General features: G+C 70.6%; 14 protein-coding genes. 1 reads left to right on the top strand and 13 read right to left on the bottom strand.

Features of this window, described 5'->3' with window-relative positions:
- Window positions 1-468 carry a pilin gene (locus tag KAK07_RS25215; RefSeq protein ID WP_210860373.1) on the bottom strand — a complete coding sequence of 156 codons (468 nt, stop codon included), beginning with the start codon at window positions 466-468 and terminating at the stop codon, window positions 1-3.
- A gap of 193 nt (window positions 469-661) precedes the next feature.
- On the opposite strand from KAK07_RS25215, the gene KAK07_RS09200 reads away from it, so the two are divergent.
- Window positions 662-2,077 (top strand): O-antigen ligase family protein, encoded by a 1,416-nt coding sequence (locus tag KAK07_RS09200; RefSeq protein ID WP_210860375.1) that lies wholly within the window; start codon window positions 662-664, stop codon window positions 2,075-2,077.
- A gap of 76 nt (window positions 2,078-2,153) precedes the next feature.
- Here KAK07_RS09200 and KAK07_RS25225 read toward each other — a convergent pair whose 3' ends face one another.
- From KAK07_RS25225 to recA, 12 genes are all read right to left on the bottom strand, one after another.
- On the bottom strand, window positions 2,154-2,600 hold the full coding sequence (locus tag KAK07_RS25225) for a pilin (protein ID WP_310738668.1): 447 nt from the start codon (window positions 2,598-2,600) through the stop codon (window positions 2,154-2,156).
- Between the two features lie 178 nt (window positions 2,601-2,778).
- Complete coding sequence (locus KAK07_RS09210; RefSeq protein ID WP_210856342.1) at window positions 2,779-3,624, bottom strand: MBL fold metallo-hydrolase; 846 nt, start codon at window positions 3,622-3,624, stop codon at window positions 2,779-2,781.
- Window positions 3,621-5,834 (bottom strand): CHASE2 domain-containing protein, encoded by a 2,214-nt coding sequence (locus tag KAK07_RS09215; RefSeq protein WP_210860377.1) that lies wholly within the window; start codon window positions 5,832-5,834, stop codon window positions 3,621-3,623. The genes KAK07_RS09210 and KAK07_RS09215 overlap by 4 nt, the downstream gene beginning before the upstream one ends.
- A 34-nt stretch (window positions 5,835-5,868) precedes the next feature.
- A complete protein-coding gene (locus KAK07_RS09220; RefSeq protein WP_210856340.1) occupies window positions 5,869-6,504 on the bottom strand; it encodes an FHA domain-containing protein in 636 nt (211 codons plus the stop codon).
- A 37-nt stretch (window positions 6,505-6,541) separates the two neighbouring features.
- Window positions 6,542-7,372 (bottom strand): Stp1/IreP family PP2C-type Ser/Thr phosphatase, encoded by an 831-nt coding sequence (locus tag KAK07_RS09225; protein WP_210856339.1) that lies wholly within the window; start codon window positions 7,370-7,372, stop codon window positions 6,542-6,544.
- The gene (locus KAK07_RS09230) at window positions 7,365-8,345 is read right to left on the bottom strand and encodes a serine/threonine-protein kinase (RefSeq protein WP_210860379.1); all 981 of its coding nucleotides are present in this window, start codon (window positions 8,343-8,345) and stop codon (window positions 7,365-7,367) included. Before KAK07_RS09230 ends, KAK07_RS09225 begins: the two co-directional genes overlap by 8 nt.
- A 124-nt stretch (window positions 8,346-8,469) precedes the next feature.
- The gene (locus KAK07_RS09235; protein WP_210860381.1) at window positions 8,470-9,216 is read right to left on the bottom strand and encodes a TerC family protein; all 747 of its coding nucleotides are present in this window, start codon (window positions 9,214-9,216) and stop codon (window positions 8,470-8,472) included.
- Window positions 9,217-9,529: 313 nt separating this feature from the next.
- On the bottom strand, window positions 9,530-10,231 hold the full coding sequence (locus KAK07_RS09240; RefSeq protein WP_210856336.1) for a TerC family protein: 702 nt from the start codon (window positions 10,229-10,231) through the stop codon (window positions 9,530-9,532).
- Between the two features lie 150 nt (window positions 10,232-10,381).
- Window positions 10,382-11,275, bottom strand: a complete 894-nt coding sequence (gene sucD, locus KAK07_RS09245) for a succinate--CoA ligase subunit alpha (protein ID WP_210856335.1) — start codon at window positions 11,273-11,275, stop codon at window positions 10,382-10,384.
- Between the two features lie 29 nt (window positions 11,276-11,304).
- Window positions 11,305-12,465, bottom strand: coding sequence for an ADP-forming succinate--CoA ligase subunit beta (sucC, locus tag KAK07_RS09250; RefSeq protein ID WP_210860383.1), 1,161 nt, complete (start codon window positions 12,463-12,465; stop codon window positions 11,305-11,307).
- A gap of 251 nt (window positions 12,466-12,716) precedes the next feature.
- Window positions 12,717-13,274: a regulatory protein RecX gene (locus KAK07_RS09255; RefSeq protein ID WP_247664292.1), complete on the bottom strand. Its 558-nt coding sequence runs from the start codon at window positions 13,272-13,274 to the stop codon at window positions 12,717-12,719.
- A gap of 21 nt (window positions 13,275-13,295) precedes the next feature.
- Complete coding sequence (recA, locus tag KAK07_RS09260) at window positions 13,296-14,336, bottom strand: recombinase RecA (RefSeq protein ID WP_210860385.1); 1,041 nt, start codon at window positions 14,334-14,336, stop codon at window positions 13,296-13,298.
- Window positions 14,337-14,465 lie beyond the last annotated feature (129 nt).

The following is a 14,465-nucleotide window of genomic DNA, read 5'->3' on the forward strand; positions in this document are numbered from 1 at the left end:
TCAGGTGGCCTTGCAGGCAGTGGGCAGGTAGCGCGCCGGCATGTCGCCAGTGTTGCAGGTCCAGGTGATGCCGCCATCGGCGGTGGCGTACTTGACGTAGTAGCCGGCAGCCCGGCCCTCGGTCACCTTCACCTGCACCGTGCCGATGGGGTAGGCGCCGGTGACGCTGGGCGTGACCTCGGAGTAGCGGCCCTTGAGCGTGGCCTGGATCTGATCGGCTGCAGCGTCGCCCGGCGGCGCGACGAAACCGCCGGTGGGCCAGCTCCTGTTCTCGTTGCCAAAGGACATCAGCGGCTGCTTCAGGCCGGCGCCCAGCTCCACCGCCTCGGCCACCTGGGCCCGGGCGACGTAGTCCTGGTAGGCCGGCAGCGCCACGGCGGCCAGGATGCCGATGATCGCGACGACGATCATCAACTCGATCAGCGTGAAGCCGCGCGCGAGGCGCCTGGAGGAGGTGTGCGTGGGCATGGTGTTCTCCCGATGGTAGGCATCGGCCGAGGTCTGCCCCGACCCATGCGAAAGTCGTGCCCGCGCTGGAGTGGGCAGTTTTTCACGAATCGGCGGTGGTGGCCGACGAACTTCGTCACATCGGCGTGGCGGGCTGACGCGCGCCGGCAGCACCCGGTGGGGCCGACAATCCGCGCCACGGAGGGACTGGCCGATGCCATGGTCGATCACCGGGGCCCGCGGGGCCCTGTTCCTGTATCTGCTGGTGGTGCCCTGGCTGCCCGGCCTGATGAGCCTGCGCACCGGCCACGATCTGGCGCGCGCGCTGCAGATGCTGCTGTGGCTGGCGGCCGGCCTGGCGCTGTGGCGGCGGGCCGGGGCGCCGTCATCGCGCGGCGCGGCCCTGGCGCTGGCGCTGCTGCTGGCGGCACTGGCGCTGGTGGGTCTGGCGCCACAGCCGGGCTGGGCCGCGCTGGAGCTGGCGCAGTGGGTGGGCATGGTGGTGGTGGCGCTGCTGGTGGCCGACCTGGTCCGCGCCGACGGACGCTGGCGCGAAGCCCTGGGCTGGACGCTGCTGGCGGCCAGCGCGCTGCAGGGCGGGCTGGAGGTGCTGATGGCCGTGCTGGGCCTGCTGGGCGGCATCGCGCCGCGGCCCGACCTGCTGGGCCAGGGCTACGACAACCTGCGCTTCCTGAACCATGTGCAGACCCTGAGCCTGCCGCTGACGCTGGTGGGCCTGGCCTGGGCAGGCGACACGCCACCGGCGCGGCGCCTGGCCACGCTGGCGCTGGCCTGCGGCGGCGCGGTGCTGTGGGCCAGCGGCGGCCGGGCCACCGAGCTGGCGCTGCTGCTGGCGCTGGCACTGGTGGCGGCGGTCGGCCGGCCGGCGCGCGCGCTGCTGGCGCGGCGCCTGCTGCCGGGGCTGCTGCTGTCGGTGGGGGTGTATGCGCTGGTCTGGCGGGCGGCGCCGGCGCTGCTGGGCCTGGCGAGCGACGGCGTAGCGGCCGGGCGGCTGGTGTCCTCGGTCAACGACCAGGCGCGCCTGACGCTGTGGCACGCCGCCTGGCAGCAGTGGCTGGGCCACCCCTGGTGGGGCATCGGCCCGATGCACCTGGCGGCGCAGCCCAGCCGCTATGCGATGCACCCGCACCAGCTGCCACTGCAGCTGCTGGCCGAGTGGGGCGCGGTCGTCGTGCTGGCGCTGCTGACCGTGCTGGGCGTGTGGCTGCGCCAGCGCTGGCGCGCCTGGCAGGCGGCGCTGGCCACCGGGCCGGCGCTGGCCTTCACGGCCAGCCTGTGGGCGGTGCTGGCCAGCCTGGTGGATGCGCAGTTCTCGGGCAATGCGGTGATGCCGGTGTCGCAGGTCTGGCTGGCGCTGGCCTGGGGCGCGCTGATGGGCGCTGGCGAGGCGCCGGCCAGGCCGGCGGCCTCGGCATGGATGGCCGCCTGCACCCGCGGCCTGGTGCTGGCGCTGCTGGCGGGCGCGGCCGTGCTGACCAGTGCGCAGTGGCCTACGCTGGACGAGCGGCTGAAGCAGTCGCTGGCCGATGGTCAGGCGCCGCGCACGCAGCCGCGCTTCTGGTCGCACGGGCGGCTGACGCCGCTGTGGCCTGCACCGGGCGCCCAATGACAAACGCCCCGGCAAGCCGGGGCGTTGGTACCGTGCGGTGGCGGTGGGTGTCAGGCACTCACCGCCGTATCCGTCATCAGGTCGCCTTGCAGGCGGTCGGGCGCCACTTGTTCGGCACGGTGGTGCCGGTCACGCATTCCCAGGTCGCGCCGCTGTCAGCCGACTTGAAGACCACCACGTAGGTCTTGGCCTGGCCTTCTTGCATGCTGTACTGGATGGCGATGTTCGGCAGGGTGCCGGTGACCGAGTCGAACTTCGAGTAGCGGCCCTTCAGGGTGGCGCTCAGCTCGGTCGGGCCCGGGGTGCCCGGAGGGGCGATGAAGGCGGTCGGCAGCGCGTTGCGGTCGATCGTGTAGTCGTACAGCGGCTGCTTCAGGCCACCGGCCAGTTCCACGGCTTCAGCGACCTGGGCGCGGGTCGTGTAGTCGTTGTAGGCGGGCAGCGCGACGGCGGCCAGGATACCGATGATCGCCACGACGATCATCAGTTCGATCAGGGTAAAGCCTTGTTGGACTCGCTTCATGGTCAGCTCCTTGGAAAGGGACTTGGGTTGAACAGGTGAACTGCGTGACAAACACAGTGCGATTCCCGTGCCAGCCCGGCGAGGCGGTTTTCAAGTGAACTTTGCACGCCCGGCGACCAAGCTTGTCAGGTCCGGCTGCCGCAAGCTGTCAGCCCGGCGGCAGATGTGACATTTCTTGTCAGCCCAGGTTCAGGCGCTGGCCGGCACGCAGCGCGGTGACCGCGCGGCCCGGGCCCAGGCGGGCGGCCAGCTCGGCCAGCACCGTGGGCATCTCGCCAGGCTTGACGTGGGTCAGCAGCACCTCGACCTCGCCCGGCACCTGCGCCAGCTCGGCCGCCAGCGTGGACGGGCAGTGGTGCAGGCTGTCGGTGGCGATCGCGCGATCGCCCTCGGAGAAGGCGATCTCGATCACCAGCTGGCGCAGGTTCAGGCCGCGCAGGGCCTCCCAGAGCGCGGGGTTGGGGCCGGTGTCGCCGGTGTAGACGAAGTCGCCGCCAGTGCCCAGCACCGCGTAGCCGACCGCCGGCACGGTGTGGCGGGCCGGCAGCACGCGGATGCGGCGGCGCTGGGCCCCCAGCTCCAGCGTCTGGCCCACCGCCAGCTCATGCAGGCTCAGCACCGGCTGGGCCGGCTGCGGCAGGCGGGTGAAGTCGGGCCAGAGCAGGTCGTTGAACAGATGCTGGCGCAACACCGCCAGCGTCTGCGGTAGCGCATGCACCTGGATCGGGCCGCGCCCCTGGCGGCGGCGCAGCACGCTGTCGGCCAGCAGCGGCACGCCCAGCACGTGGTCAAGGTGCGAATGGCTCAGCAGCACGTGGTCGACACGCAGCAGCTCATCGAGGCTGAGGTCGCCCACGCCGGTGCCGGCGTCGATCAGGACGTCGTCGTCGAGCAGGAAGGCCGTGGTGCGGCAGTCGCGCGCGATCGACCCGGAGCAGCCCAGCACCCGCACCGTGGCCGGACGCGTCTCGGGCAACGCGGCGGGAACGACGGGAGCGGCGGGCTGGGCCAGGAAATTGCTCATGGTGTGGGGGACAGGCGATCGCGCAGGCGCTGCAGCAAGGCCGGCAGGCCCGGCACGACCGCCACCCGCTGATCCTGGACCAGGGCGTCCAGTTGATCAAGGCATTGTGCCGCCGTCCCGTGATGGTGCTGCGCCGCCGCGTCCAGCGCAAGATGCCAAATGCGCAGCTGCTGCTCGAAGTCGCTGCGCTGACCCTCCTCGGGGGCCAGCGGCGTGAAGACTGTCACGACCTGCACCCGGCCGCGGATCGGCAGGCTGTCGACCTGCAGCCACAGCCAGCCCGGCAGCAGCGGCGCCGCCAGGTCGCGCGTGGACTGGGACACCAGCACCGGCAGGCCGGTCTCGCGGGTCAGGGCCTCGAGGCGGGCCGCCACGTTGACGGCATCGCCCACCGCCGTGTAGCTGCGGCGCAGCCGCGACCCGAGGTCGCCCACGCAGACCCAGCCGCTGGCCAGACCGATGCCGAACCGCACTTCGGGCAGGCCCTGGGCGCGCAGCGCGTCGTTCAGCGGGCCCATCGACGCATGCAGCGCCACGGCGGCGCGCACCGACCGCGCCGCGTGGTCGGGCTGGGGCAGCGGCGCACCCCAGAAGGCCATCACCGCGTCGCCGATGAACTTGTCCAGCGTGCCGCCCTGGGCCTGGACCACCTCGGTGGCGGTGGAGAAGAAGCGGTTGAGCAGGTCGCGCAGCGCCATCGGCTCGAGCCGCTCGGCCAGGCCGCTGAAGCCCTGAAGGTCGCAGAACAGCACGCTGAGTTCGCGGTGCTCGGCCAGCTCGGGCGTGGCCTCGGGCTGGCGCACCAGCTGGCGCACGCGCTCGGGGGGCAGGTAGCTGCCGAACAGCGCCTCGACGCGCTGGCGGCGGCGCCACTCCTGCACCTGGTTGGCGGCCATCACGCCGATGAACTGCAGCACGGCCGGCAGCAGCGGCAGCGTCAACGGCAGCAACAGGCCCAGCCGGGCCTCGGCCCACAGCGTGGCGGCGACGGTGGCGCCGGCCAGCGCGGTCATCGCGGCCATCGCCGCCGGCACCGGCAGCGCCAGGGCCAGCGCGGTGGCCCCCAGCAGCAGCAGCGTGCCGGCCAGCGCGGCATGGGCGCCGGCCCAGTCGGGCCGGTGGCTGAGCTGGCCGTCCAGCAGGCCGGCCAGCAGGTGGGCGTGGATCTCGACGCCGGGCATGGCCGGGTGGATGGGTGTGGGCCGCAGGTCGCCCAGGCCCGGCGCGGAGCTGCCCAGCAGCACCAGCTGACCGGCCAGGCTGCCGGGCGGCAGCTCGCCCGCCAGCAGCCCGGCGGCGCTGAGGTAGCGAAACCGCCCCTGCTGCGGCCCGCCCTGGCCCTGGAAGGGCACGCGCAGCGCGCCGCGCAGGTCGGGCAGCAGCACCCGCTCGCCGCTGGCGCCCTGGTAGCGCAGCCGGGCCAACTCCAGCGCGCGCGGGCCGTCGCGCCAGTCCACGCTCAGTGCCGGCCCGCCCACCGCCACGCGCCACAGCGCCAGCGCCAGCGACTCGTGCAGGCCATCATCCAGGCGGCTGAGCGCGGCCACCGAGCGCACCACGCCGTCGCCGTCGGGCAGCGCGTTGAAGATGCCCTGCCGGGGCGCGGCCTCGGCCAGCAGCGGGAGGTTGGCGGCGTGGCCGCTCCAGTGCGGCAGGCCGGGGGTGGGACGTCCGCCGGGCACGGTGGCGGCCGGCGGCGGCACCGGGCCCAGGCGCTGGCCGCCGCGGTCGGCGCTGAGGTACCAGCCCAGCACCGCCGGACGACCGCGCAGCGCGTCGGCCAGCGGCCGGTCGCCGCCCAGCGTGGACGCCAGCGCCTGGGCGGCGGGGCGCAGCGGGCTGTGGGCCGGCACCTGGGCCAGCAGCGCGGCGGCGTGGCCGTCGTCGGGCTCGGCGAAGACCATGTCGAAGCCCAGCGCCGCCACCCGCTGGCGGGCGAACAGTTCCTCGGCCAGCGCGGCCAGACGCTGGCGCGGCCAGGGCCAGCGGCCCAGGGCCTGCAGGCTGGCCTCGTCGATGTCGACGATCGCGATGTCGGGGTGTGGTGCGGCCGGCTCGGGCGCCAGCACCCGCAGGCGGAGGTCGTCGCTCAGCCATTCCAGCCGGTCCAGCAGCGCCCAGGGGCCGTGCACGGCGCTCAGCAGCAGCGGGATCAACCACAGCAGGGCCGCCAGCCAGGGGCCGCTGCGGCGGGTCAGTCGGCGCAGCATGGGCGCAGCCGACAGACGACCGGACGGCGTGCCGTCAGCCCTGGATGAACTGCATCTGGGTGCCGGCCAGATCGATGATGTCGCCGTTCTTCAGCGGCGCCACGTCCTCGGTCAGCTGGCTGCCGTTGATCGACGGCCGGGCGCTGCCTTCGACATGCGCCAGCACATAGCCGTTGGGGCGCTTGGAGATGGACGCCACCTGCATGCCCGGCTTGCCCACCGTGGTGACGACCTTGGTGAGCAGCACCTCGCGGCCGGCGGCGCCACCGTTGAGCACCTTGATCGAGGCCGGCAGCATCGACACCGACGGCGGCACCGTGGCCGGCCCGCTGGCGGGCTGCTGGCCGGGGCGCAGGACCATGGTCTTCTCGTAGTCGGCCACCTCTTCGGTCAGGTACTTGATGCGGTACTTGCCGATCTCGACGGTGTCGTTGTGCACCAGCAGCTGCTTCTTGATCGCCTTGCCGTTGATGTAGGTGCCGTTGGTGCTGTTGAGGTCTTCGATGTAGACGTCGTCGCCCACCGCCAGCAACACCGCGTGCTCGCCGCTGACCGCCAGGTTGTCGATGACGATGTCGTTGTAGGGACGCCGGCCGAGCGTGGTGCGGTCCTTGGTGATCTGGAACTCCTTGATCACCACGTTGTCGAGGGAGACGACCAGCTTGCTCATGGGAATCCTTGTTTCGTGTCGTGTCACCGGGCGGACGTCAGCGGCGGAACGGCCACCAGCCGCGTCCGGCCCGGGTCAGACCTCCGCGCACCCGGGCCAGCACGACGGCGATGTTATCCCGTCCACCCGCGGCGTTGGCGGCGTCCACCAGGGCCTGGGCCATGGCCTCGAGCGACTCGTGGCTGCGCATCACCTGCGCGATGACGACGTCCGGCAGCATGTCGGACAACCCGTCGGAGCACAGCAGCACGACGTCGCCGCCGCGCAGGTCGTGGGCGTGCACATCCGCCAGCACCTCGGGCTCGACGCCCACCGCCCGGGTGACCAGGTTGCGGTGCATGGAGTAGCTGGCTTCCTCGGGCGTGAGCAGGCCGGCGTCGATCTGTTCCTGCAGCAGCGAGTGGTCGCGTCCGAGTTGTTCGAAGAGCGCGCCCCGCAGGCGGTAGGCACGCGAATCGCCGACGTGGGCGATCCAGACCGAATCGGTGGCGAACAGCGCCGACACCAGCGTGGTGCCCATGCCGGTGTACTCGGCGCGGCTGCCGGCGGCTTCGTGCACCGCCTGGTTGGCCTGCTGCGTGGCCTCGGCCAGGGCGCGGCGGATGCTGTCGTCGTCGTGCGGACCGGGCGACTGGCGCAGCCAGGCAGAGAGCTGCTCCAGCACGCGGCCGGCGGCCAGGTCGCTGGCCACCTCGCCCGCGTTGTAGCCGCCCATGCCGTCGGCCAGCACGGCCAGACCCAGCACGGGGTCGAGCTTGACCGTGTCCTCGTTGTTGTGCCGTGCGCGGCCGGTGTCGGTCAGGCTGGCAAATTCGAGCAGGGGGGGCACGTCGGCGGCGGGCGTGGGGGAGGAAGGGGAATCAGTCATTGTGCCTTGGGAGCCCCGAGGATGGCGCGTCCGGCGTGGTCAGAGTCGTCGGCAGTGTGGCGGCAACGAGGCGAATCTCGCGCGCCCAGTGCGCGGCATCGCTCTGCCGGTCGGCCGCGGCCTTGGCCAGGCCGCGCTGCAGGATGTCGGACAGCAGCGGCGGCAGGTCGGGCCGCAGCTGGGCCAAAGGTTCGGGGGCGCGGTGCACGATGGCCTGCAGCAACTCGCCCAGCGACGTGGCCGTCAGTGGCGGCTGGCCGGTCAGCAGCTGCCAGCTCAGGGCGCTGAGGGCGTAGAGGTCGCAGCGGCCATCGACCGCCCCGCCCAGCACCTGCTCCGGCGCCATGTAGACCGGGGAGCCGATCAGCACACCGGAGCGGCTGCGGTCGGCGTCGCTGAGGCGGGCGCAGCCGAAGTCGGCGATCTTCACCACGTTCTGCGCCAGGTTGACCAGGATGTTGCTGGGCTTGAGATCGCGGTGCACCACGCCTTGCGCATGGGCGTAGGCCAGGCCGTCGGCGACCCGCGCCAGCAGCTCCAGCGCCAGGCGCTCGGGCAGCAGCCGCGGGGTGCTGGCGTAGCGGCCCAGGTCGTGGCCCGAGACCCATTCCATCGCGATCCAGCCGAAGGCCTGCTCGCCCTGCCCCTCGATGCCGGCCGCATAGGTGGCGACGATGGCCTCGTGGCTCAGACGCGCCGCGGCGGCAGCTTCAGCCAGGAAGCGCTCGCGGGTGAGGTCGTGGCCGGCAAAGCGCACGGTCTTCAGCGCCACCGGCAGGCCCGAGGCGACATCGGTGGCCAGGTGCAGTTCGCCAAAACCGCCCTGGGCGATGGTGCGCACCAGCGAGAAGCCGCCGATGCGCAGGCCCGGCATTTCGCCGGGCATGGGCGGGCGGGGTTCGGGCTCGGTGTCCGGCGGCCGCTGCCACAGGCGGAACGCACGCTGCCAGAAGCCGGCGCCGGTCAGGGGCATCTCGCAAACCTACCACTCGGGTCATCAGGTCGTGGGACCTTAACACAGGGGTGCCCCGGCTTTCGGGGGGCAGCCGTCCCCAGTTGGGGGGATGCGGCTGCGCTGGATCACGAGTGCGCCAGGATCAGGACGTGGCGTGCTGGCGGCGCTGCTGCCGGGCCTGCACCATATGGCCGATCAGGTAGACCAGCAGCGCGCCGGCGATGCCCGCGCCATAGCGCAGCGTGGCGCTCACTTCGGGCGGCAGCTCGGGGCGGGCGGCCGGCGCGGTGGGCAGGTGGGCCAGCAGCGCAGGGTCGGTGACCGCCATGGTGCCGGCGATCCAGCCCAGCAGCATGCCGCCGGCGGTGATGATGGCCGGGAAGCGGTCCATCAGCTTGATCACCAGCTGGCTGCCCCAGACGATGATCGGAATGCTGACCAGCAGGCCGAAGATGACCAGCGGCATCTGGTGGTCGCCGCCAGCCGATTGGGCCGCGCCAGCGATCGCGATGACGTTGTCGACGCTCATCACCAGGTCGGCCACGATGACCGTCTTGACGGCGCCCCAGAGGCGGTCGCTGCCCTCGATCTGGCCGTGGCCGTCGTCCTGGCCCGGGGCGATCAGCTTGACGCCGATCCACACCAGCAGCGCGGCGCCGGCCAGCTTCAGGAAGGGAATGGCCAGCAGGGTCAGCGCGAAGAAGATCAGCACCACGCGCAGCACGATCGCGCCGGCGGTGCCCCAGAGGATGCCCTGGGTACGCTGGGCCGGCGGCAGCTTGCGGCAGGCCAGGGCGATGACGACGGCGTTGTCGCCGCCGAGCAGGATGTCGATCATGATGATCTGACCGACGGCGATCCAGAGTTGCGGATCGAGCAGGAAGTCCATGGGGAGTCTCCGGGTGGTGGGTCGGGTGACGCACCGCGCACGGAAGACATCGGCAGGGGCCAGGGCTGAGCTGGCCGACCTTCGAGCCGCACCGTGCGACGGTGCTGGTTCGAAGGTCTTGCTCGGCCCGCCATGGCGGCGGGCCTGTCGCACCGGAGACCGTTTCGGCCTCGTATTGACGATGCGACACGTGGGGCGGCCGGGTCAGGCGCGCCGCACGGGGCTACTCCCCTTCAAGCTATCCATTAGAGCAGATCGGCGCTGGCGGCGCCGTGCAAGACCGCACGCCACGGCGGGCCTTGCAGGGCGCGGATCAGGCGCTCGCGGTCTCGGCGGTGTCGCGTCCCTTGCGGCCGGCCAGGTAGCGGCCGATCGCCACCACCGCCACCGCGCACACCACGGCCACGCCATTGACCAGGGCGTGCGGCAGCTCACCCAGGCGCTCGACCACGGCCGGGTCGGACAGCAGCATCTCGCCGGCCAGGAAGCCCAGCAGCGCCGCGCCCAGCGTGATGATGATCGGGAAGCGCTGCATGACCTTCAGCAGCATGGTGCTGCCGAAGATGATCAGCGGAATGCTGATGGCCAGACCGATGATCAGCAGCGTGTTGTCGCCATGCGCGGCGGCGGCCACGGCCAGCACGTTGTCCAGGCTCATCACCAGGTCGGCAACCAGGATGGTGCGGATCGCGGCGAACATGCCGGTGTTGCCCTCGTGGCCGACCTCGCCGTCGTCGTCGCCCTCGTTGAGCAGGTCGACGCCGATGTACATCAGCAGCAGCGAGCCGATGATCTTCAGGAAGGGCAGGCGCAGCAGCTGGGCGGCAGCGATCGTCAGCACGATCCGCATCACGATGGCAGCGCCGCTGCCCCAGAAGATGGCCTTCTTCTGCTGCTGGGGCGGCAGCGAGCGGGCCGCCAGGGCGATGACCACCGCGTTGTCGCCGGACAGCAGGATGTTGGCCAGGATGATCGAGCCGAGCGCACCCCAGAAGGCGGGCGAGGTCAGGTCCATGGGCGTCTCCGGGTGTGGGGGGGTAAGGAATGACACAGGGCGGGAGACCGTGAGGCCTCCCGCCCTGGGCGGAAGTCTAGCGACTGTGGCGGCCGCCGCCGTACGTACCACTACGCACGGCGCGGCCTGGACACGGTCAGATCTGGCAGATCAGAGCAGGCCCTTGAGCAGGCGGCCCATCTCCGACGGGTTGCGGGTGATCGTGAAGCCGCACTCTTCCATGATGGCGAGCTTGGCATCGGCGGTGTCGGCGCCGCCCGAGATCAGCGCACCGGCGTGGCCCATGCGCTTGCCCGGAGGGGCGGTGACACCGGCGATGAAGCCGACCACCGGCTTCTTCATGTGGGCCTTGACCCAGCGGGCGGCCTCGGCCTCGTCGGGGCCGCCGATCTCGCCGATCATGATCACGGCGTCGGTGTCCGGATCGTCGTTGAAGGCCTTCATCACGTCGATGTGCTTCAGGCCGTTGATCGGGTCGCCACCGATGCCCACGGCGCTGGACTGGCCCAGGCCGATCTCGGTCAGCTGCGCCACCGCTTCATAGGTCAGCGTGCCCGAGCGCGAGACCACGCCGATGCGGCCCTTGCGGTGGATGTGACCGGGCATGATGCCGATCTTGATCTCTTCCGGGGTGATCAGGCCGGGGCAGTTCGGGCCCAGCAGCAGGGTCTTCTTGCCACCGGCGGCTTCCTTGGCCTTCATCTTGTTGCGCACTTCCAGCATGTCCCGCACGGGGATGCCTTCGGTGATGCAGATGGCCAGGTCCAGGTCAGCCTCGACGGCTTCCCAGATCGCGGCTGCGGCGCCGGCGGGCGGCACGTAGATCACCGACACCGTGGCGCCGGTCTGCTGGGCGGCTTCCTTGACGGTGCCGTAGATGGGGATCTCGGAGAACTTCTCGCCCGCCTTCTTGGGGTTCACGCCGGCAACGAAGCAGTTCTTGCCGTTGGCGTAGGCCTGGCAGCCCAGGGTGTGGAACTGACCGGTCTTGCCCGTGATGCCCTGGGTGATGACCTTGGTGTCCTTGTTGATGAAGATCGACATGATGTGTTCCTGGTCGGTTCTGGGCTGGATTACTTGACCGCCTCGACGATCTTCGTCGCAGCTTCGGCCATGGTGTCGGCGGCGATGATGGGCAGGCCGGATTCGGCCAGCATCTTCTTGCCCAGTTCCTCGTTCGTGCCCTTCATGCGCACGACCAGCGGCACCTGCAGGTTGACGGCCTTGCAGGCGGTGATCACGCCTTCGGCGATGGTGTCGCAGCGCATGATGCCGCCGAAGATGTTGACCAGGATGCCCTTGACGTCCGGGTTCTTCAGCATGATCTTGAAGGCCTCGGTGACCTTCTCGGCGGTGGCGCCGCCGCCAACGTCCAGGAAGTTGGCCGGCTCGCCGCCGAACAGCTTGATGGTGTCCATCGTGGCCATGGCCAGGCCGGCGCCGTTGACCAGGCAGCCGATGTTGCCGTCCAGGCTGATGTAGGCCAGGTCGAACTTGGAGGCCTCGACTTCAGCGGGATCCTCTTCGTCCAGATCGCGGTAGGCGACGATCTCGGGGTGACGGAACAGGGCGTTGGAGTCGAAGTTGAACTTGGCGTCCAGGGCGATCAGGTTGCCCTTGGAGTCGCAGTTCAGCGGGTTGATCTCGACCAGCGAGGCGTCCGTCTCCATGTAGCAGCGGTACAGGTTCTGGAACAGCTTGACGGCCTGGTCGTGCGAGCCTGCCGGCAGGCCGACCGCCGCGGCGATCTTGCGTGCCTGGGCGTCACCCAGACCGGTCAGCGGATCGATCACTTCGGTGATGATCTTCTCGGGGGTGCTGTGCGCGACCTCCTCGATGTCCATGCCGCCCTCGCTCGAGGCGATGAAGGCCACCTTCTGGCTGGCACGGTCGGTCACGATGGAGACGTAGTACTCCTTCTGGATGTCCGCGCCTTCCTCGATGTACAGACGGCGGACCTTCTGGCCTTCAGCGCCGGTCTGGTGCGTGACCAGCTGCATGCCCAGGATCTGGCCGGCCAGGTCCTTGACGCCGTCGAGCGTCTTGGTGACCTTGACGCCGCCGCCCTTGCCCCGGCCGCCCGCGTGGATCTGGGCCTTCACGACCCAGACCGGACCACCCAGCTTCTGTGCCGCTTCGACGGCCTCTTGCACGTTGAATGCCGGGTAGCCGCGGGGCACCGGCACGTCGAACTGGCGCAGGATTTCCTTGCCTTGGTACTCGTGGATCTTCATGGGAGGCTTGTCGTGGGTTCAGGACGAATGAGCAGGCGTGTCGTTTCACATGACGGAATATCGATGCACACTGCTCGCCGGCGCCGGATTGTGCGGCACTTTTCTGCCAATTGGCTGACGGGTCGACCGCCGGGGTCGGCCCGTCCTCGCCCGGGAAGTGGCAGGTTTCAGGGCGGTTTCAGACCGGCCGGCACTGTAGCACGCATGTTGCGATGCAGCATCTTGCATCGTGAAAGCCGGGCGGGGGCCGTTCAGTCGTCGTCGCGCCCGCCCACGATGCGCCGGATCAGCGCCGGCGCAAAGCCCCGGGCCGCCAGGAAACGCATCTGGCGCGCCCGCTCGGCAGGGTCGGTGGCGGGCTCGCCGAAGCGCTTGCGCCAGACCTCGCGGGCGCGCTCGGCCTCGGTGTCCTTCAGGGCCTGCTGGGTGTCGGCATCGAGCTCGACGCCGTGGCGGGCCAGCTCCTGGCGGATGCGCGTCTGCCCCAGCTTGGGCGCGCGGGCATGGACGCGTGATTCGACGAAGCGCGCGTCGCTCTGGTGGCGGCGTTCGGCCAGCCAGTCGAGCACGGTGTCGACCTCGGCGGCCAGGGCCTCGGGATCGGGTTCGGCGGGGGTGGGTGGCTCTGCAGCGCCGTCGAAGAAGGCCTGCAGTGGATCGGCGGCCCCCCCCAGGGGGTCGGTGGCCGCCCAGAGCGCGCGCTTGCGCGCCTGGGCGAGCAGGCGGCCGCGCAACTCCTGGCGGCTGTACTCGCGCCGTGCCAGCAGCGACAGCGCGTAGGCCTTCAGGCCCAGGGGCTCGCGGGCCATGCCGACCGCGCCGGGCGGGGATTACTCGGTGGCCACAGGCGCGGGCAGCAGACGCACGCCCAGCGCCTCGCGAACCTTGTTCTCGATCTCATGGGCGAGGTCGGGGTTCTCCTTCAGGAACTCGCGGGCGTTGTCCTTGCCCTGGCCGATCTTCTCGCCGTTGTACGAGTACCAGGAGCCGGACTTCTCGACGATGCGGGCATTGACGCCCAGGTCGATGATCTCGCCCTCGCGGCTGACGCCTTCGCCATAGAGGATGTCGAACTCGGCCTCCTTGAACGGCGGCGAGACCTTGTTCTTGACGACCTTGACGCGGGTCTCGTTGCCGATGACCTCGTCGCCCTTCTTGATCGAGCCGATGCGGCGGATGTCCAGGCGCACCGAGGAGTAGAACTTCAGCGCATTGCCGCCGGTGGTGGTCTCGGGGCTGCCGAACATCACGCCGATCTTCATGCGGATCTGGTTGATGAACACCACCATGCAGTTGGACTTCTTGATGGTGGCGGTCAGCTTGCGCAGCGCCTGGCTCATCAGGCGGGCCTGCAGGCCGGGCAGCTGGTCGCCCATCTCGCCTTCGATTTCGGCCTTGGGCGTGAGGGCCGCGACCGAGTCGATGATGACCAGGTCCACCGCGCCGGAGCGCACCAGCGAATCGACGATTTCCAGCGCCTGCTCGCCGGTGTCGGGCTGGCTGATCAGCAGTTCCTGCAGGTTCACGCCCAGCTTCTGGGCGTAGCCGGTGTCCAGCGCGTGCTCGGCGTCGATGAAGGCGGCGACGCCGCCGAGCTTCTGCATCTCGGCCACGACCTGCAGCGTGAGGGTGGTCTTGCCGGAGGATTCAGGGCCGTAGATCTCGACCACGCGGCCGCGCGGCAGACCGCCCACGCCCAGCGCGATGTCCAGGCCCAGCGAGCCGGTGGAGACGACCTGGATGTCCTCGACCGCCTCGCCCTCGCCCAGGCGCATGATCGAGCCCTTGCCGAACTGCTTCTCGATCTGGGCCAGTGCGGCCTGAAGGGCCTTGGCCTTTTCCGGGTTGAGGGTCTTGGTGGGCGCGTCCATGGTGATCTCCTGAGTTCGGCGCGATTATGGCAGCAAAGCTGGATATTCGTACAGTACCGGGTGAGTGTCGACAGACAGGGCCCCGGGCCCTGCCTAAAATCGCCCCACCGGCCCGCGCTGGACCATAAC

This window comes from Ideonella alba, from assembly GCF_018069875.1.
GTDB lineage: Bacteria > Pseudomonadota > Gammaproteobacteria > Burkholderiales > Burkholderiaceae_C > Ideonella > Ideonella alba.

Coding starts and splice junctions, on each gene's coding strand:
- KAK07_RS25215 (WP_210860373.1), bottom strand. CDS start 468: ATGCCCACGCACACCTCCTCCAGGCGCCTCGCGCGCGGCTTCACGCTG.
- KAK07_RS09200 (WP_210860375.1), top strand. CDS start 662: ATGCCATGGTCGATCACCGGGGCCCGCGGGGCCCTGTTCCTGTATCTG.
- KAK07_RS25225 (WP_310738668.1), bottom strand. CDS start 2,600: ATGAAGCGAGTCCAACAAGGCTTTACCCTGATCGAACTGATGATCGTC.
- KAK07_RS09210 (WP_210856342.1), bottom strand. CDS start 3,624: ATGAGCAATTTCCTGGCCCAGCCCGCCGCTCCCGTCGTTCCCGCCGCG.
- KAK07_RS09215 (WP_210860377.1), bottom strand. CDS start 5,834: ATGCTGCGCCGACTGACCCGCCGCAGCGGCCCCTGGCTGGCGGCCCTG.
- KAK07_RS09220 (WP_210856340.1), bottom strand. CDS start 6,504: ATGAGCAAGCTGGTCGTCTCCCTCGACAACGTGGTGATCAAGGAGTTC.
- KAK07_RS09225 (WP_210856339.1), bottom strand. CDS start 7,372: ATGACTGATTCCCCTTCCTCCCCCACGCCCGCCGCCGACGTGCCCCCC.
- KAK07_RS09230 (WP_210860379.1), bottom strand. CDS start 8,345: ATGCCCCTGACCGGCGCCGGCTTCTGGCAGCGTGCGTTCCGCCTGTGG.
- KAK07_RS09235 (WP_210860381.1), bottom strand. CDS start 9,216: ATGGACTTCCTGCTCGATCCGCAACTCTGGATCGCCGTCGGTCAGATC.
- KAK07_RS09240 (WP_210856336.1), bottom strand. CDS start 10,231: ATGGACCTGACCTCGCCCGCCTTCTGGGGTGCGCTCGGCTCGATCATC.
- sucD (WP_210856335.1), bottom strand. CDS start 11,275: ATGTCGATCTTCATCAACAAGGACACCAAGGTCATCACCCAGGGCATC.
- sucC (WP_210860383.1), bottom strand. CDS start 12,465: ATGAAGATCCACGAGTACCAAGGCAAGGAAATCCTGCGCCAGTTCGAC.
- KAK07_RS09255 (WP_247664292.1), bottom strand. CDS start 13,274: ATGGCCCGCGAGCCCCTGGGCCTGAAGGCCTACGCGCTGTCGCTGCTG.
- recA (WP_210860385.1), bottom strand. CDS start 14,336: ATGGACGCGCCCACCAAGACCCTCAACCCGGAAAAGGCCAAGGCCCTT.